This window comes from Vibrio aquimaris (genome assembly GCF_009363415.1).
Lineage (GTDB): Bacteria > Pseudomonadota > Gammaproteobacteria > Enterobacterales > Vibrionaceae > Vibrio > Vibrio aquimaris.
This window is the reverse complement of sequence record NZ_CP045350.1, coordinates 1073675-1097999: the sequence shown is the minus strand read 5'-3', so window position 1 is coordinate 1097999 and position 24325 is coordinate 1073675. Positions and strand designations below refer to the sequence as shown.

The 24325-nt window shown below is 43.8% G+C and carries 20 protein-coding genes and 1 pseudogene; 12 read left to right on the top strand and 9 right to left on the bottom strand.

Features of this window, described 5'->3' with window-relative positions:
• Nucleotides 1–36 precede the first annotated feature (36 nt).
• Together FIV01_RS05185 and FIV01_RS05180 are read right to left on the bottom strand one after the other, a co-directional pair.
• A complete protein-coding gene (locus FIV01_RS05185; RefSeq protein ID WP_152430040.1) occupies nt 37–2178 on the bottom strand; it encodes a TonB-dependent receptor family protein in 2142 nt (713 codons plus the stop codon).
• A gap of 105 nt (nt 2179–2283) precedes the next feature.
• Entirely contained in the window at nt 2284–4314 is a 2031-nt protein-coding gene (locus FIV01_RS05180; RefSeq protein WP_152430039.1) for a TonB-dependent receptor, read from the bottom strand.
• A gap of 237 nt (nt 4315–4551) precedes the next feature.
• Between FIV01_RS05180 and FIV01_RS05175 the strand changes: the two genes are divergently transcribed.
• From FIV01_RS05175 to FIV01_RS05155, 5 genes are read left to right on the top strand one after another with little or no spacing between them, the layout of a single operon-like run.
• A complete protein-coding gene (locus FIV01_RS05175) occupies nt 4552–5763 on the top strand; it encodes an ATP-grasp domain-containing protein (protein WP_152430038.1) in 1212 nt (403 codons plus the stop codon).
• Complete coding sequence (locus FIV01_RS05170) at nt 5760–7571, top strand: IucA/IucC family protein (RefSeq protein ID WP_152430037.1); 1812 nt, start codon at nt 5760–5762, stop codon at nt 7569–7571. Before FIV01_RS05175 ends, FIV01_RS05170 begins: the two co-directional genes overlap by 4 nt.
• A 6-nt stretch (nt 7572–7577) precedes the next feature.
• Entirely contained in the window at nt 7578–8774 is a 1197-nt protein-coding gene (locus tag FIV01_RS05165; RefSeq protein ID WP_152430036.1) for an MFS transporter, read from the top strand.
• Nucleotides 8746–10593 carry an IucA/IucC family protein gene (locus FIV01_RS05160; protein WP_152430035.1) on the top strand — a complete coding sequence of 616 codons (1848 nt, stop codon included), beginning with the start codon at nt 8746–8748 and terminating at the stop codon, nt 10591–10593. The genes FIV01_RS05165 and FIV01_RS05160 overlap by 29 nt, the downstream gene beginning before the upstream one ends.
• Nucleotides 10586–11788, top strand: a complete 1203-nt coding sequence (locus tag FIV01_RS05155) for a type III PLP-dependent enzyme (RefSeq protein ID WP_152430034.1) — start codon at nt 10586–10588, stop codon at nt 11786–11788. The genes FIV01_RS05160 and FIV01_RS05155 overlap by 8 nt, the downstream gene beginning before the upstream one ends.
• Nucleotides 11789–12247: 459 nt before the next feature.
• Here FIV01_RS05155 and FIV01_RS05150 read toward each other — a convergent pair whose 3' ends face one another.
• Complete coding sequence (locus FIV01_RS05150) at nt 12248–12601, bottom strand: hypothetical protein (RefSeq protein ID WP_152430033.1); 354 nt, start codon at nt 12599–12601, stop codon at nt 12248–12250.
• 220 nt (nt 12602–12821) lie between these two features.
• On the opposite strand from FIV01_RS05150, the gene FIV01_RS20580 reads away from it, so the two are divergent.
• From FIV01_RS20580 to FIV01_RS05130, 5 genes are all read left to right on the top strand, one after another.
• Nucleotides 12822–13616 carry a hypothetical protein gene (locus FIV01_RS20580; protein ID WP_172971815.1) on the top strand — a complete coding sequence of 265 codons (795 nt, stop codon included), beginning with the start codon at nt 12822–12824 and terminating at the stop codon, nt 13614–13616.
• Complete coding sequence (locus FIV01_RS05145) at nt 13534–15432, top strand: phospholipase effector Tle1 domain-containing protein (protein ID WP_172971814.1); 1899 nt, start codon at nt 13534–13536, stop codon at nt 15430–15432. Before FIV01_RS20580 ends, FIV01_RS05145 begins: the two co-directional genes overlap by 83 nt.
• A complete protein-coding gene (locus FIV01_RS05140; RefSeq protein ID WP_152430031.1) occupies nt 15422–16066 on the top strand; it encodes a hypothetical protein in 645 nt (214 codons plus the stop codon). The genes FIV01_RS05145 and FIV01_RS05140 overlap by 11 nt, the downstream gene beginning before the upstream one ends.
• A gap of 221 nt (nt 16067–16287) precedes the next feature.
• Nucleotides 16288–16500, top strand: a complete 213-nt coding sequence (locus tag FIV01_RS05135; protein ID WP_152430030.1) for a hypothetical protein — start codon at nt 16288–16290, stop codon at nt 16498–16500.
• A gap of 183 nt (nt 16501–16683) precedes the next feature.
• A complete protein-coding gene (locus FIV01_RS05130) occupies nt 16684–17871 on the top strand; it encodes an IS91 family transposase (RefSeq protein WP_152430029.1) in 1188 nt (395 codons plus the stop codon).
• Between the two features lie 319 nt (nt 17872–18190).
• Here the strand turns inward: FIV01_RS05130 and FIV01_RS05125 are convergent, their stop codons facing one another.
• Nucleotides 18191–20152, bottom strand: coding sequence for an acyltransferase family protein (locus tag FIV01_RS05125; RefSeq protein WP_172971812.1), 1962 nt, complete (start codon nt 20150–20152; stop codon nt 18191–18193).
• A gap of 155 nt (nt 20153–20307) precedes the next feature.
• Nucleotides 20308–20691: pseudogene (locus tag FIV01_RS05120) on the bottom strand (replication endonuclease); the annotation flags it as partial.
• Nucleotides 20692–20731: 40 nt separating this feature from the next.
• Between FIV01_RS05120 and FIV01_RS05115 the strand changes: the two are divergent.
• A complete protein-coding gene (locus FIV01_RS05115; protein ID WP_343040057.1) occupies nt 20732–21301 on the top strand; it encodes a tyrosine-type recombinase/integrase in 570 nt (189 codons plus the stop codon).
• 119 nt (nt 21302–21420) lie between these two features.
• On the opposite strand, the gene FIV01_RS05110 is transcribed toward FIV01_RS05115, so the two are convergent.
• Entirely contained in the window at nt 21421–21861 is a 441-nt protein-coding gene (locus FIV01_RS05110) for a YcgN family cysteine cluster protein (protein WP_152430027.1), read from the bottom strand.
• Between the two features lie 90 nt (nt 21862–21951).
• Nucleotides 21952–22353 carry a DUF2850 domain-containing protein gene (locus tag FIV01_RS05105; RefSeq protein WP_152430026.1) on the bottom strand — a complete coding sequence of 134 codons (402 nt, stop codon included), beginning with the start codon at nt 22351–22353 and terminating at the stop codon, nt 21952–21954.
• A gap of 261 nt (nt 22354–22614) precedes the next feature.
• On the opposite strand from FIV01_RS05105, the gene FIV01_RS05100 reads away from it, so the two are divergent.
• Nucleotides 22615–22863, top strand: coding sequence for a YkgJ family cysteine cluster protein (locus FIV01_RS05100; RefSeq protein WP_152430025.1), 249 nt, complete (start codon nt 22615–22617; stop codon nt 22861–22863).
• Between the two features lie 68 nt (nt 22864–22931).
• Here the strand turns inward: FIV01_RS05100 and FIV01_RS05095 are convergent, their stop codons facing one another.
• Together FIV01_RS05095 and FIV01_RS05090 are read right to left on the bottom strand one after the other, a co-directional pair.
• Complete coding sequence (locus FIV01_RS05095) at nt 22932–23903, bottom strand: lytic murein transglycosylase (RefSeq protein WP_152430024.1); 972 nt, start codon at nt 23901–23903, stop codon at nt 22932–22934.
• 61 nt (nt 23904–23964) lie between these two features.
• Nucleotides 23965–24246 (bottom strand): YcgL domain-containing protein, encoded by a 282-nt coding sequence (locus FIV01_RS05090; RefSeq protein ID WP_114787084.1) that lies wholly within the window; start codon nt 24244–24246, stop codon nt 23965–23967.
• Between the last annotated feature and the right edge of the window lie 79 nt (nt 24247–24325).

Sequence of the window (24325 nt, the reverse complement as noted above, 5' to 3'; positions counted from 1 at the left end):
ACTGTGTATTTGTCAACAGTTTCAGCGTCTTAAATGTTAAAACTGGTAATTAAGATCCAAAATATAAGTTCGACCTGGCGCTGGGTAACGCCCTATTGGGCTAGTATCAATGCCTCGGAAATAGTAGTCTTCATCAAATAGGTTGTTGACACCCAGATTCATCCGAAGTTTGCTGCTCTCATCCTTATACAAATCAGAACCTATATTCAAGTTCCACACCATATAGGCAGGGATTTTACCCGCTTTGCCAATTGAATCTTCATCTACCGTGTTTGCATCATCCGAGTACGCATCACTAAAGTAGTAGCCAGACAAGGTGGTTTCTAGCTTACTAAAGGTATAAGTCGCATCCCAGTTAAGCTGATGTTTGGAGGTATAAGCAAGCTGATTACCTTTGTTTGGACCCTCGTCCTCAAGTGTCGCATCTAAGTAGGTATAACCACCGCCTAAGCTTAAAGCAGGTAGAGATTCCGGAACGTAGCGCCCTGAAAGCTCAATCCCTTGATGCAGCGTCTTACCCACATTGTCGAAGTATTCTGTGGTGGGGTTCCATACCAACTGATCTTTAAAATCAACTCGATAAAGGGCAACATTAAAACTGGTGGAATCTTGGGTATAACGAGCGCCTAGCTCATAGTTCCAAGCAAGCTCACTACCCTCTTCACCATTGCCACGAATGTTGGATATTTGCGGCGCACGCAAAGACTTTTGCGCATTGGTGTAAGTAACCCATTGCTCGGTGAGATTATACGCAAGCGTTAAACCAGGTAACCACTCAGTGACTTTATTATCTGTAGTTGTCGCTTTGCCAAAATCATCGAATGTCATATTGACCGATTCATAACGAATGCCTGGCGTGACTTTTAATTTATCGTTAAATAGGCCGATTTCATTACTGACATAACCCGCATACGCGTCAGTGTCTAGGTGCCAATCACGCTTTACTTCCGTTGAGCCTTCTGCGATTGAAGTATGGGTCAGTTTATAGTCAATATCTTCGTTTACGTAACGGGCGCCAAGGATCCAATTTTGCGTTACGCTTGGGCCTGCAACGTAAACGGCCAATTTCGGCTCAACACCATAAACTTCAAACTGACGCGGTGAAGTACGGATATGAGTTGAAGGTTGTGATGGGTCAGCCCAGTCGTCAGCAATTTCACTATAACCCCACTGGAAAAAGCGATCTGAATTGTGACCAAAAGTCAGTATCTCTAACTCAGCGCCATCAGCAATGGCGAGATCATGCAAATACTTCAGGCTCCAACGTGTCGACTCTCCTTGATATTCATCATATGGACGCTTGGATTGGGTGCGATCATCGTCATAATCGGCTGGCGCTAGAGCGCCTGGCATTTGGGTATCAGCATCATAGCGCTGAATAAAGGCTTGCAACTCTTGAGTATCGCTTAGTAGCCACTGCAACTTGGCTTGGAAGTTGGTGACATCGGTATCTGAGTGCTCGCGAAAGCTTTCACCGGTTAAGAAATTACCTTCCACTTGAAGTGCAAGGGTATCACTTAGCCAACCACCGGTTCGCAGATAGACATCATTTAATGGCGTGTCACCATCTTCAAAAACAGTCAAACGGTTACTGATTTCAGTTTGCCATTGATGCGGAATGGGTTTAGTCACCAAGTTGATCACGCCGCCGACATTATTGGGACCGTATTGCACCGCCGCGCCGCCGCGCACAATGTCTATTCTATCGAGCGTTGCCATAGTGGCTGGGAAAATGGATTGCCCTGTATGGCCATAAGGAGCCAAAGTTAGCGGTACGCCATCCATAAGAAATTGAGCATAGCCACTTCGGCTAGCCTTCAAGCCACGGACCGAGATATTAGGTAGTACACCTGTGCCTGTCTCGTCTTGAACTTTAATTCCTGGAACACTTTGCAACGCCGAGTCAATCGATAATGCGGACGTTTTCTTAATTTGATCTTGAGTCAAAATGTTGCGAGCACCAGGGTATTCTTTTACATCCTCTAGCTCAGAGTGGCCGATCATACTGCCCGTTACAACAAGAGTTTCCACCTCGCTCGTTTGAGTGTCATTGGCAGCAATGGCACTCATAGAAGTCATTGAAGCGATGGCGGTTGCCAGCACACTTAGGCGCAGCGTCTGCTGCGCTTGTTTTAGTAATGATGTCTGAGGTTTACTATCCAAGTTCTGATTAAACATGGAAATCTCCTTTAAAGGCAAAATAGGACCAAGATCTAGACGTTGATCCCATGGGCTAAATAGCCTCAAGTTGAGGCCAAAAATTCGCTAATATGCTGAGAAAAATTAGAATTGATATCCATAGCTGAGCATAAATTCTGCTGGGGCTCCGTAACCCACTTGGTTTAAGCCACTGGTACCATCTGTCGCGCCGATAATGTATTTCTCATCAAACACGTTATAAGCATTGGCTTGAATCTTATGACGACCCGTTGTGTACGCTGCCATCAAATCAACTGTGGTATAGTCACCTAATGCCACCGCTTCGTTATCACCAGCATAACGATCGCCAACGTATTTCACACCGCCACCCATACGCCAGTTGTCATCAAGCTGATAGCTACTCCAAAGTGAGAACAGGTGATCGGACACATCGTTGGGCTTTTTGCCGGTTGCTTTAACTTCGGCATCCAGATAGCTATAGCCGACAGAGACATCCCACTGCTTTGTAATTTGACCGCGCCCTTCAAGCTCAAAGCCTTGGTGGCGTTGGTCGATTTTGCTTGTCACATCACCGCTGGTATTGGTTTGAGGTCGCTCTTGATCAATTTGGAACACAGCAACATTAAGCATCAAAGCATTATCGAGTAGATAGGCTTTTGCGCCGACTTCTTTGAGATCGGTTTGAAAGAATTCAGCTAATGTGGGGCTTATATATATCCCTGCATAGGGTAATTGCCATGAGCGGGCTAAAGTCGTATACACAGACATATCACTGCTAATGCGATATACCAAGCCACCACGATAACTGAACTTATTATCGTCAAGATTCTCTTTTGCTGAACCGACTTTTTGCTGCTCAAGTTTCATCGCGTCGTAGCGCACGTTACCGATAACCGACAAGTCACCTAGGGTATACACATCCTGAAGGTAAATACCTGCCGTAGTGGTGGTATTATCACGTGACGGATTGAAGCCGGGATCCGTCGTTGGCCCAGAAATAGGATTATAGATATCTTTGTTCGGTAACTCTGTGTCTGTTGCTGAAATGAAGTCGATATTAATCTGGTTGTAGTCAGCACCTATCATCATTTGGTTTGAATGCGTTTCCCATACCAATTCAGATTGCAATGTTGCTGTGGTTCGAGGATCATAGCCAAAGTTATTAACAGTCTGAGAAACCTCATTCCCTGTTACCACTCCTTGGCGCGTTCCTTTTTGTTTCAGTTCTATATGGTTATAAGCGGCGCGGTTTGTCCAAGTCCACTCGCTGTTTAGCAGCCATTCATAATTTACTCCAAGGCGCAGGCTATCCGATTCTTGATAATCATTGGTTCCGCCGTAGAAAGTACTCTCAGCGACATCGACAGGTTTACCATTTTTCGATGGAACGCCGCGATAAGGCACCAATTCTTGGTGCGCATATTCAACGTCAAAGTCGATAGTGCGGCCTTCGTTGGGCATGACTCTAATAGTCGGGGCAATAAAGAAATCACTTGAATCAACATGATCGACGTAAGAATCGGCTTGTCGATGCTCTAAGTTAATACGGCCATTAACCTTGTCCGAAAAAGCCATCGAGCTATCCAGTTGGCCTACAAACTGACTATTACTGCCGACACTGCCCTTAACGCTTGTGAAGTTATCACCGTTTGCTCGCTTAGTGACCAAGTTTATAATGCCACCTGCAGAGCCGCGCCCATAAAGTGCGCCTGCTGAGCCTTTAACCACTTCAACCCGTTCAATATTTGCAAGACTACGGTAAGATTGTAAGGTGCCATCATCACGCATGCCATCGCGATACATATCATTAAGCGCATCAAAACCACGGATCACAAACTGATCTCGACTGCCTTCTCCCAAGGTATTATTGACCCCTGCGACACCATCCAACGTATCAACTAAACGTATAGCACCTCTGTCTTCCATCTCGGTTTGCGTTACCACAGAAACCGCTTGTGGAACATCTAGCCAATCGACATCTGTTTTCGTCCCCGATTGAGGCATATTCTCCGCATATCCTTGGTACTGATGCCCGATAACTTGTATGGTTTCGTCCGCCATCTCTTGCTCTTGAGAAACGGCGGTTGGTGCCACTGTAGCCAAGATTCCTCCAATGGCGAAAGCCAACGGAGACAAGGTCAGTTTCATGTTCATTTTTTATTCCGTTTTTTATTTATATAACCACCACGCTGCGAATGAAAACAAATCTCATTTATATTTGCAATATTTATTTTTTTATCTATAGTGACGGGCTGTGCCTCAAAGCACAAAAACAAAACAATCAATAAAACAATAAATTATAAAACTCTCTTTCCTTTAGGCTCGAAAGAGACCATTTGAAAGCTAGTCGTGAGCAGACGACAACAACGTTTTAAAATTTAGGAACCCCCCATGAAATCTACGATTATTATCGTGACTCACGTCGTAAATGACGCCGTGACTCATGGCTTCGTACCGACAGCAAAAACCATGGGTCTTGAGGTCATTTTGATCACAGATCACAAACTCAAGCACCTAAAGTTGAGTGAAGATGACCAAGTATTTAGCCCTGATGAAATCCTTGAATGTGACGTATTTAATCCGCTAGAGCTTATCGAGACCATCGCGAACCAAGAGCTACAGCCGAATGCTATTTTTAGTAACAGCGATCACTTACAAACCTCTACGGCAATCTGCGCGCAATTTTTTGGCGTACCCGCCAAAGACTGGAAAGTGACGCTAAAAGCAAAGAACAAATATCTAACCCGCCAGGTGCTGAATGAAAAACTGTTACCAAATGTTGCAAGTCAATTGTTATATTCAGGTAGTGCACCTGCGTTAGATTTTCCCTTCCCAGTCGTTGCAAAACCAAAAGAAGGGGTTGCGAGCATTGACGTTCAGCGCTGTAACTCGCAAAGCGAGCTTGAACGTTACTGTGAACATTTTTGGCAAAAGAACCCAACCACCCCTATCTTGGTAGAAACTTTTCTGCAGGGTTCGTTAATCACTGTAGAAACCTTGGGCGACGGTGAAAACGTTAAGGCTCTTGGGGGATTCGATGTCGAGCTCTCAGAACCACCTTTCTTTATTGAGACAGCTGCGACATGGAATGGCCCTCTTAGCGTCGAATATAGAGATGAGTGCGTTAGGCAACTACTAGAGTTTGGTGTAGGTTTGGGGGTTTGTCATAGCGAGTTCATCATCACAGAATCTGGCCCTGTTTTGATTGAAATCAATTATCGATCTATTGGAGATGGTCGAGAGTTTTTGCTAGATAACCTCAGCCAAGGAAATTGGTTCAGCACCATATTAAACCTTCATCTAGGAAAAGAATTAGACAGTGAATTTCAGATGAATGGTAGTGCAAATGTCCATTACGTGGTAGCCGGCCAAAGCGGTGTAATTGAAGGCACATCCACATCTTTTCTTGAGCGCGAAGACGATATTGTCATCCAGCAGCAAGTGCTAAAACAAGTGGGTGAAAACTTTACACAAAGCTTCTCTAATAAAGATTATTTGGCAAGAATTTCTGTCGTTTCACCGTCTGGCGAAAACCTAGAACCGACACTGCAAAAAACCATTTCTCAATTTGATCTAAAAGCAGCGAGCGAGGTAACCGCATGAACAACAATGCTTCATACCTCACTCAGCGCCTTATTGATACCTGCCTAAGAGAAGATTTATTTGGCATAGTTTCGCAAAGCCAATTTACCACTCAGCTCCCTGAAGCCGTCAATACCACAACTCACTGTGTAGACCAGATATGGGCAATTTTCGATAGTTCGGATTTTACTCTCTACTTACCCGTCACAGCCAGCTATTACATGCAGCGCTGGGTATATAAAACTCCCGCAGGGGAAGATGACAAAGGGTGGATTGTCGAAAAAAATGGTCAAGTTGAGCATCAATTCCACTATCAAGATTGGATTGCTTTGCTCAAAGCCTGTGCTCACGAAAGCTCCCATTCATTGCTCGATAATTACTTACAAGAACTTGAATGCGCGCAGCAACACAAAGCACTGTGTGATGATGCTTTCACTCAGCACTCTGAGTCTTTGATGCAACCAATCTCCCAATTAGATAACTGGGGTCAGAAATTACTGCTCGCCGACCAAATTGCTTCCTACCTTGACCATCCCTATTATCCGACCGCTCGGGCTAAATTCGGTCTAAATGATGAGGATCTTGCGCAGTACGCACCAGAGTTTGCCCAAACTTTTACTTTGCGCTGGCTGGCCATTGACAAGTCTCTCGTCAGCTTAACAAGTTCCCAGCCAGAGTGTTGGCCGACCATGGAACAAGTCGGCCTGCCAAGCGACTTTGCTTTGAGCCATGAACTATTTCCAGCTCATCCATTAACGCTGCAAAGCCTGGAATCTTGGCCAGAGGGCATCATAGCTGCACCAAATTCATATCTTGAGGTTACCCCAACTTTATCTGTGCGCACTGTGGTGGTGAATCAAGCACCACATATTCACATTAAGGTGCCGCTTATTATGCGCTCATTGGGGACAAAAAACATTCGCCTTATCAAGCCATCAACGATTTATGATGGGCACTGGTTTGAACGTTTACTCACTCATATAGAGCAAAGCGATAATGATCTACAAGGCTCACTTTTTCATTGCAATGAAAAACATGGGGGGCATGTTGACGACGAAAAACGTTTTGCCTATATAGTACGAGAATACCCACTCAATCATTCAACAGACAAAGCCCTTGTCCCTGTTGCCGCGCTCGCAAGTCCAATGCCGGATGGACGCCTGTTCTTAGAGCACCTCGCCGACCAATATTACCAGCAAGATACCCTAGCTTGGTTTAAAGATTATGTTGAGCTGTTATCTAAGGTTCACATTACTTTGTGGATTCGCTATGGCATCGCACTGGAGTCTAACCAACAAAACGCCATCATTGCTTTTAATGACCAAGGTAAGATGACCTTAGCCATGAAAGACAATGATGCAGCACGCATTTGGCCAGAGCGTTTTCAAGCCTATGAGCACGCCTCTCCGGTTAAGTGCGAGCAGCTGTTAGACCAACGTATCAAGGTCGACAATGAACTGGCGCTTGGTCAGATGTTTACCACTATCACATTGCAGCTCGACATTGCCGCTATTATCGAGGCGATGGCCGCTAAAGGCATAGCAAGCTCAGCTTCCCTCTACAAAGTAGTCGCTGATAGTCTGTCCCAGAAGCTTGAGCAGCTCAGTAGTCAGGGCCACGACATCAAGCTTGCTAAAGATATGCTGTTTAATTCGCCAAACTTGTACGCCAAGTACTTATTAAGCTCTGGCAGCTTGTTATCTAAGCAAGCGTCAGGCGCTAGCGATATTAATAAGTTCTATGGACTATCCGCGCCTAACTTCTTGCTGCTTACGAGTGAAAAAGCACAACAAGCGTACATAGAGACCCTAGAGAAAAGCGTGAGCTAATCCATCATGACCAAACTCATATATTGTGTGCTGCTTTGCCACTTTATTGCGGCATTTTCAGCATTGGGGATGCCTTTGTTCTTACCAATGGTATTACCCACACTTGGCGCACACATTGACGCAAACTGGGCAGGCGCCCTATTTATTCTGCCTACCTTTTGCACCGCTTTGGCTGCGCGATTTTGGGGACAGTTTGCTGATAAATATGGCAGACGTCGCTCTCTATTGCGTGCTCAGCTTGGACTCGCAGCTGGGTTTGCTTTGTGTGGCTTGGCAGACAATCTAGCAATGTTTGTGTTTGGTCTTATTATCCAAGGGACCTTTGGCGGCACAATGGCGGCTTCTAATAGCTATTTGTCCAGCCAGATTAAAGATGCAAAAACCCTCGGAGCCTCTCTAAATAAGACTCAGCTCTCTGCTCGCTTGGCGCTGATCATCGCGCCAATTGGTCTGGGATGGAGTTTGTCAGAAACCAGCCCGCTCAGCGCATACCTTTGGCTATCTGTTCTGCCTTTGATTGCCATGGCGATCACGTTGACATTGCCAGCAGATACTACCGCTAGGCCTAATGCTCAAGGCCAAGAAAAAGGTCGGCGACAAGATAACAAAAGCGCTTCGTTACGCTCTCTGTATTGGGTGTTCGTTGCTCAGTTTTGCTTTGCGTTTGCAATGGTTATCACCTTCCCCTATTTCTCGCCTTTTGTGCAGCAATTTGGGGTGACAAATCAAGCATGGGTTGGCTTTCTGTACGCTCTTCCACATGGCGTCTATTTAGTTTTTACTGGCAAAGCACAGAGTTTTTCTGAGTGGCTCAATCATCATCACAAGCTCAGTACTTTGCTACTGGGTTTTGGTTTGCTCTCGCTAGGTACTCTGATGCACCTAATACCTTACCAAGAGGTGTTGATCATGGCCCGTATTCTATTTGGATTGGGCATGGTTTGTTGTTATCAAGGGTTACACCAAGCGTTAGCAGACCAAATCGACAGGCAACAAAGCGGTAAGATATTCTCACGCTTTGATGCAATGTCTAAATGGGGCGGAGTGGCTGCAGGTTTAAGTGCTTCTTTTATCTCGAGTTTGGGTTGGCTTGAGGTTCTTTTCTTACTTTCTAGTCTGGTCAGCGCTTGTACTGCAATAGCGCTGCTCATCCATTCAAAATTTGGACATCGACATGTTAAACACTCAATCATCTCCAACTGAGAACTTAACACAGAATATAGGCCTAATGGGCCATAAAAAAACTCAGCTCAATCATGAGAAAGCCCAGCTCAATACCATTATGAGCGTGGTAAATTGTTATCTGCGTGAATACGCCATACCAAATAAGCATGTTATTTGGGGCTTTAGTTCAGCCTCACTGCCACAGACCTTGAAAAGAAATTATGGCCCAAGCCAGCTCGTAGGGATCTGCCTTAATGAAGGCGATTTACTGGTACTACCCGTGGAATACATAAGCCAACTGGGCAAGGTAAAGCTGGCTGACAGACCTTGGTCAAAAACATCAGGATCTGGCTGGTCAAAATTGGACGCAACTCAGACCCTAACTCTGCTACTACAGTATTTAAAGCAGGTATTAGTCATTCCATTCAATCATGAGTTAATTGATCAAATGGAAAACAGTTTGGTGATTACAGAACAATTTCTCAACTCGGAGCCTAACCACCAGCACCACAATCGATTTATCGCCTCAGAACAATCATTGATTTGGGGACACTCTTTCCACCCAACGCCAAAGAGCCGCTCCGGCGTCAGTATCGATGACTTGCTCATTTGCTCACCAGAAGTTGGCACACAAGTCCCTCTGTATTGGTTTAAAGTAGACAGCACACTGCTTGACGTATTGCAGTCAGATAAGCGCAAAACACCACAGACAATGCTAGACAAACTCGCTCCTAAAAAATGTCATTCCAAATCGACCGTGCTTTATCCATGCCACCCATGGGAAAGCTATACCATTTTACAAAACCCCGTCGTCAAACGAGCGATTGACCAAGGTAAAATTACTCCTCTGGGCCTGGGCGGTGAAAAACTCCTGCCAACGTCCTCGGTGCGCACGCTTTACCATCCTGATATGGACTGGTTTGCTAAATTTTCTATCAATGTGCGTTTAACTAACTGTGTGCGCAAAAATGCGTGGTATGAACTCGACAGTGCGGTTCAGTTGACCTCGATTTTGCGCTCGATAAAAGAGACTGAGCAACTGCGCAATCCTGTGTTTAAGGTCATGACTGAACCTTACGCAACCACACTAAATCTAGAATCCATCGCAGGGCTAGAACATGACGACGTGATAAAAGCTCGCGAATCATTCGGTATTTTATACCGTGAAAACTTTACTCAAAGTGAAACGGACATTTTGGAGCCAACGTTGGCCGGAGCCCTTTTTGCCTACAACAGAGATGGAAATAGTTGCATCGCCAAAGAGCTAACACAAAAAGCAAAGGAAAACCAAAGCCAGTACGAGGATATCGCAACGCTGTGGTTCGAGCGCTACTTGCACTGCTTGATTCCGGGCGTGTTTAATTATTACTTTAAACACGGTGTGGCATTTGAACCCCACTTACAAAATACACTGATTGGCTTTGACGAAGGCATGCCGTGCTGCGTTTGGATTCGTGACTTAGAAGGCACTAAGCTGCTTGCTGAGTTTTGGCCTGCTGACTCCTTAAATCAATTATCTGAACGTGCTCTACAATCGGTTTACTATAGCCGCGAGCAAGGCTGGAATCGCATTGGTTATTGTACTTTTATCAATAACATCAGTGAGGCCGTTTTCTTTATTTGTGAAGGTAACTCAAAACTTGAGCAAGCGTTGTGGAGTATATTGAGGGACGCCATCATTTGCTGGCAGTCGATCAACGGCAAGCAGCCAGAACTAGAATCACTGCTCGATGGCGGCTATTTCCCAAGTAAAAATAATTTTACCACTCGATTGATGCAAAACGCTGACAAAGAGTCGAGCTATACCCAAGTGTTAGCACCATGGACGACTCGAAACAAAGGTGAAAGCCATGATTAATTCGTTGCAACTTCCTTCACACATTGAACAAGAAATAGAGCAACTGGCCAAGCAACAGCAACAACCACTGTGTGCTTATCTCTATGACCTTAACGCACTTGAAAGTCACATCAAAGGGATGCGTCACGTGCTACCCAAAAACGTTGAGTTGTTTTATGCGGCCAAAGCGAATCCTTCTGAGCCAATATTACGTACTTTGGCACCTTATGTTGACGGTTTTGAAGCGGCTTCCGGCGGTGAGCTAAACCACCTTCATCAGCAGCGACTTAACAAGCCTCTGATCTTTGGTGGCCCCGGCAAAATGCCGAGCGAATTAGAACAAGCGATAGAACTGGATGTGGATGCAATTCATGTGGAAAGTATCACCGAATTGCAACGTATTGGTGCCTTAACTCAGAAACTGGGCCAAAGCGCGTCTATTTTTCTGCGCATGAACATCGACATTGGCGATATCACGCTCAGCAAATTAGCCATGGGAGGCAAACCGACACCCTTTGGTCTAGATGAAGCCGAGCTAGATAACGCCATCATGTTGTTGCGTGATTATCCATTAATCCAATTAAAAGGCTTTCACTTCCACTTAATGTCGCATCAGTTGGATGTGAGTCGTCACTTAGCTTTGATGGAACGGTATTTTCAAGTTGTAAAAGGCTGGAAACAGAAATACACACTCGATGAACTCACCATCAACCTCGGTGGCGGTATGGGCATCAATTACCAAGACCCTAAGCAGCACTTTCCATGGGAAGAGTTCTGCGACAAGTTGGAGTTTTTGATTGCCAAAGAGCAGATGCAAAATTGGCTATTACGTTTCGAGTGCGGACGTTATATCTCAGCACCTTGCGGCTACTATGTAATGGAAGTGCTGGATATTAAGCAAAACCTTGGCGAAAACTTCGTCATAGCACGCGGCGGTACCCACCATTTTCGCACCCCCGCAGCCCAAAACCATGACCATCCTTTTGTGGTTTTGCATAATCAGCAGCGCCCAAAGATTTCAAACCCAATCGGCCACACAACAGCGACTTTAGTTGGCCAGTTGTGTACACCTAAAGATGTCCTCGCGCGCAATCAGGTCATAGAGCGCATCGATATCGGGGATTATGTGGTGTTCACATTGACGGGCGCTTACGCTTGGAACATCTCCCACCAAAACTTTTTAATGCACGAACCTCCACTGTTCCATTACTTCTAAATTTGAGTGGATACACTCAAGACAGATAGACATACGCAGGACAAAAAAAGCGGTGATAAACTCATGTTTATCACCGCCTGAATATATCATTATGTACCTTGCTACACCTAGTCCCTATTAGGATGATTCAAAATGAACAAGAATTAATTTTTGTTTTTATGAATCATGAGAGAGGCCAGTAATACCAATGGATTCACAACTTTCTCTACAAGAAGGTCTTTCTCTAACCAAAACCTGAGAAAATCACCCCAAAATTCTCAACTTTTTCATCAAGTCGATCAAAGCAATTCTCGAAATTCCATCGCTAACCAGCGCTCTTCGATACAAGCGAGCAATCCTCCTTTGCATCATACAGCCAGAACTCCGCTTAAGAAACTATTGGACAAAAATCAGTTAGTGCTATTGCACTAACATAACCATATTCGATTAGTAAGTGTATCTTGAAACCTTAAACAATTGTCATGGCGTAACTAACTTGGGCTCAGAGAAGTTACAACTTGAGCATGTGTAAACCCTTTCCATCGCACCTAATCTACCCATAGTCTTATGCGGTTTTGTTGAAGTCAGTTCAAATGTTCGATTGTTACATTTAGGACAAAGTTCGCCTGTTGCGCTGGTTAATCTCGCCAGCTTTTCTTTTAATTCCGCGTTCTCAGAGATTAAGTCAGCAATTTTTAGTTTGGAATTAGCTAACTCTATACTTAAATCTGCCAAAATATTCTTAAACTCTGCATCTTCGATATTTTTAACAATTTCTCGCAAACGTGTCGCTAATGAGATCGCTGTAGAAACTGATGACAATAAATCCGCCATGATTAAATCCTTATAAGTAATTGATTTGATGCCTTTGAGCAATAACATTCTTAATTACAGGAAGCCTCGTTTTTCTGCCTGCCTAATTTTCCATCAATTTATCATAACCCACTAAAAATTAGAGTAAATACATACAGACTCTCGAAACCGGAGAAGATCCCTTTTAGCAACCCAAAATGAAGCTGCGCACCATTCAGTAAGGATACCCACGTGATAGGTATTGGACATAACTTTTATCGGGCTAAAGGTCCATCATAATGCTGACACAAACAAAGCTCCTGTGGTTGGGTTTGAATGCCGCATTAAAATTCACGCGCATAAAGATAGCCTAAGTACGCTGCAAATGGGTGTGTTTAGCTTGGGAAAGACCGCTAACGAAAGGCGGAGTCAGAGCTGGCAAAGAGCCGAAGAGATACAGCCGCATCGCCATACCATTTTAACCGCCAAATGCTTTGAAGAAGAGGAAAAGTCGCTTATTCATGAACGCATTCAAAGTATCGGGATAAGCCAATCATACTCCATTACGTCAAAGCCGATTGATTCACAGCACATTAATGCGGAATTTATTCCCTTTACGCCTGTTGTAGAAAGTGAGTCTAGGCTCGGCCGTGCTGCTCACGGTTTCTATTACTACTTCTATGAAGGGCAGTTGGTGTATGAGATGGTCATTCTTGGTAAAGGCCGAAGCGCTTGGCAAATCACGCGCTCTTCGCCCAGTGGCATCACCAAAGAGCTGGTCAGCGAGCACACTCACACCACACTATTGGTGCCGGTCAAAATTGAAGACGCCGACCCTGCGCCTCAACATCTCTTTTATCGCCGTAAGAAGCTGACCAATGACGAGTTGGCTGAGATAAATGCGGCTTGGCTTGACAAGAACGCCACTAAGATTGACGTCGGTGCGTTGGTATCGGCGTGTTCAGAGCCCTTACTTGCCAGAGAAAATCACACAAGAAGAGACGCAAGAGGAAAGAGACACCCATACGGTTATGATAAAACCCGACGGTACTCATGAAAAATGGTCTGACATTGCGCCGCAATACGGTCTTAGCCCCAAGGCATTACTCAATTTAAATCCGACCTATGCCAGTAACCCCATGTCATTAAAGGCAGGCGATACGATTAACGTCAGTGAGCAAGCGTTTTTTGACCCTGACGCCAAGAAAATAGAACAGCCGTACCCTCAAACTGACTTTGCTGTGGGCAGCGCCTATCCATACGGTAATGTGTGGGGAGAATACGCTAAACCTCAGCTATCCCCCTCGGTGTTGCATCTGTTTGATGATGCGAGAATACCCAAACAAACGCCAGTACTCAATGTGCAGAAGGTGCAAGACAAGACGCTGCGTATCGGGGTGTTTTTTGATGGCACGGGGCAAAACAACCTCAATGACTTGTACAAGGAAACCCGAGGGGTAAAATCGCGCACCAATATTGCGCGGTTGTTTGAAGCGTATCCGTTAAATGAACAATCGAATGCGATTTATGTCTCTGGTGTGGGTACGGTTGATGATGCTTGGCAAGACCCTGCGCTGATTGATGAAGGCGAAGATGAAACGGACGCTGCGCAAGCGTTTGGGGTAGAACCTAATCGGCTACCTCATCTCCCTCATCCTTTAATCAAAGCTACATTAGATTTGCTATCAAGTGAAACGGGCGCGTTTTACAAATGGCAAAACTGGACTCGGCAATATTCCGACATTGTGGAAGCGCTCGCATTGAACAAAGAATATGAAGATATTACCCATATCGAGTTTGATGTATTTGGTTTTAGCCGAGGGGCGGCGCTGGCACGTCATTTTGTCAATGCGGTCAAAGACGGGTTGCCTGATTATAGTCTCCCTCGTGAAGGTGAATCCTATGGTGAGGTGTTCCCTAATTTACTGGCGCATGTGGATGATGATGGCGTAAAGGCATGGCGTGGTTGTTACCCAGATGAGTCTCGTACCTGTAGTGTACGTTTTGTTGGCCTATTTGAGAGTGTCGGCTCGTTTTATCAGGCTGGGGACCATGAAGATGGTAACTTTCAGTTAGGGCTTGATGTGAACTGTGCTGAGCGGGTGTTTCAAATTAGCGCGCACCATGAATATCGTAAAAACTGTCCGTTGACGTCACTACGCTCAAGTCAAGACCAACTTTACGGCCATTTTTATGAAGAGGTGTTCGCGGGATGCCATACCGATGTTGGCGGTGGCTACCCTTCCAAACATCAGTATGACAAACAAGGCTTACCAGAGCGATACGGGATGCCACTCTCGGCAACCTTTAATCGAGAGCTAATAAAAACAGAATCAGCCATTGAGTTATTTTCAGAGACCATTCGCCGAGCAAACCACCAACATGTGCAAGCCGCTACCAATCACGGAGAAAGATTGTTTGTCCAAGAGTGCCAAGCTTGGGAGAATGAATGCCAATCTAAAGGCCGTTATGGGACAGTCAAACAAGTTAACCAAACCTTGTATTACTATGAGTTTCATCCCATCAGCAATGGGTTATCAGCCTTGCCATTAGAGCGTATGAAACAGCAAGGTGAAGTTATGGGCATAAAATGGTTGATGAACAAATTAGAGCTTCCTCAAGATTACGTGACCCCCACACAAAACGATGTCGCATTAGAGGTTTTAAAAAACAAGCTTTTAGCCCAACCTCTTGGTAGCATAACCCCAGAGCACTGGATGGCGGAAATACGTCAATATGGGCGAGATTGGATACACAGACCTCATGATGCTCTCATTAATCCAGGCTTTGACAGTGCTTATGAAAAGATGGTCAATGGTTTGACAACAGAATCCAACCAACTAAAACGAGTGGTGTTTATTAATGATGGTTAAACGACTGACGATAATCGGCTTATTGGTATTATTAGCTGGCTGCTTAAGTGAAAAGCCCGTCTCGGTGTCTAAAATCAGTCAATCTGGATCTTTGGGGGCCCCACAGTTTATTCGTGATATGTGGATTACCGATATCTATGGTGGTGTCGGAAACTTTGCGTATGGGGGAGTGCAAGGTTGTTGTGCCAGCGCGAGTGTTGGTATGGGTGTACCTACAGCGATTGAAGGCAGTTGGGAAAGCGGCTGGGGCGGTGGCTATTGGGCCGAAGAATGGAAACGGCGTTGGAAACCAGAATGGGGAAACTATGAGGACGTATATGATAAAAAGTGGTATCGCATCGATGGCGAGATTGACAGCGAGCTAGCCAAACAGAAAATCGACACCATGAATCGCTATTACAAGAACCACAAAGCCAATCCTGTGATGCAGGTGCTGGTTGATGGGCCTAAAGTGATGCTGCTCTACCGCTACATATGTAATAGCGAGCGGCCACAGAATGATTGTACCGTCCGAGACAATGCTGACCCCAATGGTTGGGTTAAACCTGCTCCGTATAGTAAATATGGAAACATAATGTCCGTCGTGCTGTATGAGGGCATAGGCGAAACCTCTGATAAACCTTTTGAGGGTTAGTTTTGAAAAGCGGTGATCTTTATTGAAGGTGCCGCTTTTCGTTATCCAAGTTCGGCGACAGCTAAAACGATTTGAGCAATCTGGTCCATCAAGCAGGAGGAAAACCCAGTAATAGTGGCAATTTTCATTTATATCAACAAGAATTTAAGCAGGCACTTTTTGTATGGCGATGTTCTATGAGCTTTCTAGAGATGTTTGAATTTGTAAGAAGGAAAGATATTGTGCAAATAGCAGTCATAGAAACGACTGAAGGCTGGATAATTACTGGGCATTCTTTTTCTAGAGGTGGTGATATTCATCTTACTGTTTCGTCAGGTGAAATCTTGGTGACGATCGATATGGAGCTCGCCTTAACTATCGCCAATCGTTTTAAGTGTTCAACGATACGCATAGAGCACCTAGAGCAAACAGTTCATACGAACCAACAAGTATAAGAATTTCGAAGCAAATCTGTGCGGTCTAGGCCTTCGACAAACCACTCAACAATAAGTGGCTGTAGTTCATGGCTTAGACCTCTTGAACATAGCAGCTACGCTGCAATTGGGCACGTGAGAGGTTTAGGCGTATAATCAGGCTCTCTATTCGCTATGATGACGTTCCGATAACCTTTACTACCCATGGCCGCTCGCACTTCTGTCAACCAACCTTATCAACCTAGGCCTATCAAATTCCTTTTTGAGTACAACAAAGCTTGGACGACAATGCTCGAGAATGACCCTAACCTGCGAGACGTGGAAGTAGCGGAAGTCACAAAAATGTTAGCCTGCGGTAAGCCACTGCTCGGCGGGAAAAGAGTGGAGTGTGAGAATGAGTCTTACCCACATGGTAAAGATATTTGGTTTACGTGTTCGAGTCGAGCTTGCTCCTGTTGTGGTAAAAAATCCACCGACAACTGGATAGCTCAGCAGGTGAATCGACTCCCTCACTGTCCTTGGATGCACATGACGTTCACCATGCCTGACGTCTTTTGGCCCTTATTTCTTTTGAATCGACATTGGCTCGATAAGCTCTCTCAACTCGCGGTGGACAACCTTCTTTATGCAGCAAAACAGAAAGGGTTAAAAATCGGTATTTTCTGTGCGCTTCATACCTTTGGTCGACGCCTAACCTGGCATCCTCATGTTCATACATCCGTGACGCTAGGCGGAATAAACACCTATGGAGACTGGAAAGCGCTCAGCTATTGTCATCAAAAGGTAGGAAAGCGTTGGAGAAACCAACTCTGTGACTTCCTGTTATCACAGTATGACACGATTGAAATGGAAAATTCGGAGCAGTCCTGTCGTGATTACGATGAATTTAGACGCTTTATCAACACCCAGAGACAACGCTTCTGGCATGTCCATTTCGCTAAGAAAACTCAACATCCCAGAGCGACCATTAACTATCTCGGGCGCTATCTTAAACGTCCTCCCATATCAGGGGCCAGATTGGCGCATTATCGTGGAGAATCAACCCTGTCCTTTCGCTACCTTGATCACCATACAGGTCGATACGAAACCGAGAATGTGAGCCAAATAGAGCTTATAAGACGGTTTTTGCAACACATCCCTGAGCATGGTTTTCGCATGATCCGCTATTTTGGTTTTCTCGCCAATCGTGTCGTGGGAGAGGTGTTACCGACAGTACGCAGTGCTCTAGGTATGGCGCGCCACCCAGAGCCTGTTTCCCCTATTCGATACGGTCAGATGATCAAAAGTTTTTTAAGACTCGATCCCTTTGAGTGCATTCTGTGTGGTTGCCGACTGCACGTTGCCGTTTTCCATGCTGGGATAGGCCGACAGCCCTCGTCAATGAGGCACTGAGTAGGCGTGGCGAAGCCATTACGTAGGGGAGATCTATCCAAAATCTGATTTATCGACAACATCAATAATAACATTCATCCCAACCATCAATTTTATGGATAGGTCAACCAACATGCTCCACCGATAAAGCATCCCCATCATCAGAAAACACCGTCTGGCATACTTTGAAATCGCTAAACATCAAGGACTCTTTGAGTACTATGGTATTACTTGGTTAGATTTTGCTTGGGTTGAGAAAAACAGTCAGCAGAGTGGATTTGACGAATATGAAGCATATTATTCTACTTCATATTCGCAAAGAAGAGTCTGGTTAAAGCTGTTAATCTAGAAAATTGTTTCTTAGCAGCTCTTTGGACATGTGCTGCATTCCAATTCTACTAAGGTGAATATCATCTACTAAAAGTACTTGGTTGTTAGTTGTATGAAGTTTGCACTTAGTTGATGAGCAAAATGCATCTTTTTTACTAAAGAACCGAACGTTACCTCTTATTTCCTGCAAGTACTCCAATTCACTTTCAATATCACTGACAATAGCCTCCATTTTCTTATAGTAGCTATACTCACCCGAGAGAGAATACCCTTGTTTTTCTACTATTTTACCGATACTTCCTTTTTTCCCAATATACGGCCCTATGATAAAAACACTGTATTTATCATACTCTCCACCTTCAACATCATTGATAAAAGACTTGTAATTCTCTCTTAAATAACGAGAAGCGAATATTACACCTTTTATATTTGCATTATCATTAGTTAAGTATTCGCTAAATATTTTTGATAACCCTAAAAAACATCCTGATTCTGCGTCTTCAGAAGGTGCACATCCCGATTGATGAATCATTGCAAAATTTTCCCGCGGATAAGCCAATTTTAATGCTATGAGAGCATCTCTACCTGTGCTGTCTCCTACTAGAATAAAACCATTGTTACGGATTTTTACTTTAGCACAATTAGCTACTTCTTCCGGAGACGCTATTTCCCCTGTATCTTGATTCGTATCAAAAGTACATGTATGGGCACTATGCAAGTCTTCATGAATTGGATAATTGAGGTTAATTTCTTCTAGGTATATTTCATTCTCTTGAATTTCAGATGCCTCTAGTTTGGAAGTAGGGCCTTCCTCTCTCCAGCTCCACCCATCATACTTCCAAACGTTTGCTGAAATAGCCATTAGTACTAGCGATGTCGAGAACGAAGCTATCAAAAAACCAGAATCTGACTTGGACGGTCTTCGGAAAGGTTTCTCGATAAAATAAAAACTTAAGATAGCTAAAATTAATGATATCGCAATCATTAAAAACTTTTCTAATGTCGGATTATCTATAGAAGAAAATTCATTCCAATAAATTATCAATGGCCAATGAATTAGGTATAACGAATAACTAATAAGACCAATAAAAACTAGACCTCTAATACTTAGAACTTTTTTTGCAAAGCCGTAAGAGCTAGAATAAATTATTAGCGCCGAACCAATGCAAGAAGGCAATGCATTATAATATGGAAAAATATCTTCCTCGGACAGATAGAAGAGCGAATAAAGTATCAAAAAACAGCCAGCAAAAAAAATTAAGTTTGCATAACTATCTTTTTTTATTCTGTAACTTTCAACCCAAATCAACGAAGTTCCAATTAAGAATTCAAATACCCTAAATGGCATCAGATAAAAAGCACTAGACTGTTCAGTAAATAACTTACTTTCAAAAATACCACCTAAGCCATTATTAGAAAATACAATAACATTTAGAATGTAACTGCCCACGCCCATACTGATCAGAATAATTGGGAAAAATTGTTTTATTTTAACTTTTGAAGCCAAAAATATAATAATAGGAAAGAATAGGTAAAATTGCTCTTCTACGCTCAAAGACCAAGTATGTAATAATGGCTTCAGGCTAGAAGCAGTATCAAAGTATCCAACCTCGGACCAAAAATATATGTTAGACATACCTATAATTGAATATACTAACGAACCTGTAAATTTTTGAAACTCTGATGCAGGATAAAATAAAAACTCAATAAAAAAACAAGAAACAAGCACCAATAATAACGCTGGTACTAGTCTTCTCACCCTCCTAAGGTAGAATGTACCAAAACTAAAATCACCGGTAGATACTTGCTTGAAAACTAATTTTGATATCAAATATCCGCTTATTACAAAAAATATATCTACCCCAATAAATCCACCAGGTATAAATTCAAAGCCGACATGGTAAAGGACAACGCTCAATACTGCGATAGCTCTAAGACCATCAATTTCTGGTCGATAATGCAATGTAGTCATAAATATTTTATTGTAAGCTGTTAGGGCTAGAAGAAAAAAAATGAATTTTATTATAGTTAGTATGAGTGCCCTCATCAAGCTACTTTCTATAGACTATGGGCTCGTACTGTTACCATCTATCACAATTTCACCTAGTAGTATCACCCTAAATGCTCCTAAATTAACGGCCAGTCGTCCCCATCAGGGAAAATAGACAGGTCAGGTTGTTGATACTCTTGCTTTTCTGGTTGGGCGAATAAGTTGTCCCAACCTTCGAAATCCATCCAACTTAGGTTGTCTTCCTGTTTGCGGCTCACTTCTACCAATTGCGCTAGGCGTTTATTGCCGCGTTCGTCTACCTCCGCAGGGCGGATTTGGATACTTTTTTCATCATCAATGCGAATTGAGCTGCCTTTTAGCAGTGCGGCCAGTGCCGCGTCATCAATGTTTGGTGGTGAATCCACCAATTTTCGTTCTGGTTCTAGTAATCGAGTTAGCTGATCGCAGACCTGCACTTTGACGGACTCCGTACAGTTATTGACAGAACTCGAAGAACTCGAACAAGACTTGCTTAATGCGGTGATTGTTGAACTGCAACGAATGGGCGAATGGAAAGGTGAAAACCCTCTGCAGTCTGTCCGACAGTTCAAACTGCATGAAACGGAAATGGAGTTTCTGACTGTTGAGGAAATGCAAGATTTAATTGCAAAAGCAGAGGCCCATGAGTTCCATCAAGATATTCATAAAATCATTAAGCTTTGTCTAGCGACAGGTGGTCGCTTTAAAGAAACAGGAAAATTAACGGGTTCTCAATTAACTAAATACAAAGTCACGTTCACGCAGACGAAAGGCAAAAAGAATCGCTCGGTACCGATCAGCCCAGAACTTTATGATGTGATTTACAAAGAGGGTTCAGGGCCACTATTTAACATCGGTTACACAACAATCTATCGCTTTATTACCAAGAACATTCCAAGATTAAAGCAACAAGCTGCCCACGTTCTGCGCCACACCTTTGCGTCTTACTACATGATGAACGGCGGTAACATTATCGCCCTGCAACGAATCCTTGGTCACAGCGACATAAAACAGACCATGCGATACGCTCACCTAGCCCCCGATCACCTAGAAGATGTGGTCACGAAAAACCCGTTAGCGAACCTCAAATAAGTGGCTAATGTGGACACTAAAACGTCCACATTATGTCCACAAATTTTCAGAATATAGATAAATATTGATGATTATTGACGAAGTGACCACAAGTAAAGCCTTGATACACCTTGCTGCGCCTAGCTCCTGTTAGGATGATTCAAGATGTGGTCCTCCCAATTCACTACTTCAATTTCATAAACCACCTTGTTGCGTACGCTTTGTCCGGCGGCGTGCATGGCGGATTTTGAGCCAGTAATGAGTGGGTGCCACTCTGGAAGAGGCTGTTTTTCTGCTAGCAGGCGGTAGGCGCAGGTGTGGGGTAGCCAAGTAAAATCATCGATATCATCACGAGTTAGCTTGGTGCACTCTTCACCTGATGAGAAACGGTTGGGGTAATCTTTACACGAACACGTTTTACTGTTTAGCCAACTACAAGCCACATTGGTGTAATAGATTTCTTCTGTGTCTTCATCCATGAGTTTATGTAGGCAACACTTACCGCAACCGTCACAAAGTGCTTCCCACTCTTGTTCGGTCATTTGTTCGAGAGGTGTACTTTCCCAAAATGGCAGGCTCATAAACATTATTTAGATATTGGACAAAGGGAGGGCTTTATACCGTTATGGCTGATAAAGTGCAAGCCTGAAGGTAAAAATGGCAGGTAAAATTCAATTGCGCCCTTGGGTATATTGACCGTGATACCCTTGCTTTAGATATTGTGCTTTGTACTGACCATTGATGTGGACCAATGTGCCTTTTAAACGATCGAGGTAATACTCTTGTCTTTTATTACCGTGTTTGAATTCGAGCGTTGCCCCATCGAAAGAAAAATGGGTACTGATAAGGTCACCGTTCCAATATACACCGTCGTTAGATACCTTAAGTCGGTTGGCAGAATAACTGGCGACATTGGCTTCTCGCCATGTACCTAACAATTCTTTACGAGCAAGTTTGTTTTCATGATCAATTACGGAATGTACTCCAATACCAATCATGACCACACCACACAAACCGATAGCGATAACAGCAATACCTAAAGGCCTTGTCCAAAAACGGCTTCCACTACTCATCGTACTACAGTCCCGATTTTTGCATAATTCAAACGCTAGGCACGCTCCCCTAATCGATAAGTTTAGTGGAACAATTGCATAAATAACAAGTATATTATTATTTGTCTTTGTATTGACTAACAATGCCCATCTTTCTCATTATTACTAGGCGGAAAGTTGGTTAAAAAATTAAATGTGGAAGGAGTGTTTTAAATACCTAAAGATGCTTTCGCAGCTAAATATTGCTAGAATCACGGTCTTAATTTATCGAGGACAACGGATATGGATTGCAGACTAGGCTGTGGAGCTTGTTGTATCGCTCCAAGCATTTCTTCTCCTATACCGGGTATGCCGAATGGCAAACCTGCTGGGACTCGCTGCATTCAACTTAATAAAGACAACTTATGCAGCCTATTTGGTCGTCCAGAACGCCCGAAAGTCTGCCATGAGTTTAAGCCATGCCCTGTTGTTTGTGGCACAACCAATCAAGAAGCCATCAACAACATTACCGAGCTTGAAGCCCTTACCTAAAAAAGCCGTTTATTTAAAACGGCTCAGGCGACGAACAATAGAGCGCTTGAACACTCTGATGTTTACAGTTAAAGCACAATTCTATCGGCGAGATGGCTTACCGCCAAAGCAAAATAATACGAACGATTCCACTTCATCAATACGTTGTAGTTATTGTAAACCAAGTAAACACGCCCATTCACATCATCTGGTGCAATCAGCCATGCCTTAATATCCTTATCTAACTTAGGCAGTGGACGTCCATCATAGCGAGTAATTCCCAGTCGGCTCCACTCCTGTAGATATTTACCTTTTTCCTCACCACGCCCTTGAATACTTGTATCAAAACCTTTGGGCAGCTTAACTTGACGGCCCCAAGTGTGCTCATTTGTCCACCCTGATTGACTCAAGTAATTGGCTGCAGAGGCAAACACATCCGCTTCGTTATCCCAAATATCTTTTTTTCCATCGCCGCTGCCATCAGCCGCAAAGGAAAGAAATGAACTTGGCATAAACTGGCACTGCCCCATCGCACCCGCCCATGAACCTTTCATGTTTTCTGGCTTGATGTGCCCTTCATCCAAAATAGTCAGTGCAGCCATGGTTTCATTGCGGAAAAACGCCTCTCGGCGACCGTCATACGCCATCGTCGATAACGCATCAATAACACTATAGTTGCCAGTGAAAGTACCAAAGTTACTCTCTATACCCCAAAGTGCCACGATGAAACGCGGCTGGACGCCATATTGTTCGCCGACCTTTTCAAGGGCTTTCTTATGCTTTGTATAGAGTTCTTTCGCCTGCTTAACTTTCCAATCAGGCACCGCTTTGGGAATGTATTCATCCAAGGTCAGCCGCTTTTCCGGCTGATTGCGATCCGCAGTCACTGCCCTTGGTTTGTATGTCACATTGGCAAAAGCGTCGTTGATCGTCTGTTCAGAAATGCCTTTGTTACGGGCTTCGCTTTTTAACCCTTCGACGTATTGTTCAAAACTCTGATCGCTTGCCCAAACTGAACTTGCAATCGTCACACCTAGTATGACTGACAATAATTTCTTCACATTGCCCTCCTTGAGCAACATTATGATTCGCCGACAACTTCCCTATTATAGATGAGAGAAATTAGTCTGGTTGCCGGCGCGCCTTTTGTTGTTTGTATTCATCTAGTAGATTCTTTGGCGGCGGTGGCACTTGAAGAAAAAAGCCATCATCTTTAAGAGACTGAGTCACTTTATCAATATCGACTTGAGCCAACTCTCGTCCGTCCAAATTCACCATCATTACCATGGTAGGTTTGCCAAACATTTGCATCAGTGTGTCAGGGACTTGTGAAAAATCCCCTTTCTTTGGAAGATATAAATATGCGCCTTCTTTTTTAGAACTTTTGTAAATTGCACAAAGCATGAAAAGCCTTTTTCTATTTGAATGTATATAACGTCAATGTTTCGCTAATTTTGAGAGCAAAACAACCAATTGAGCACAA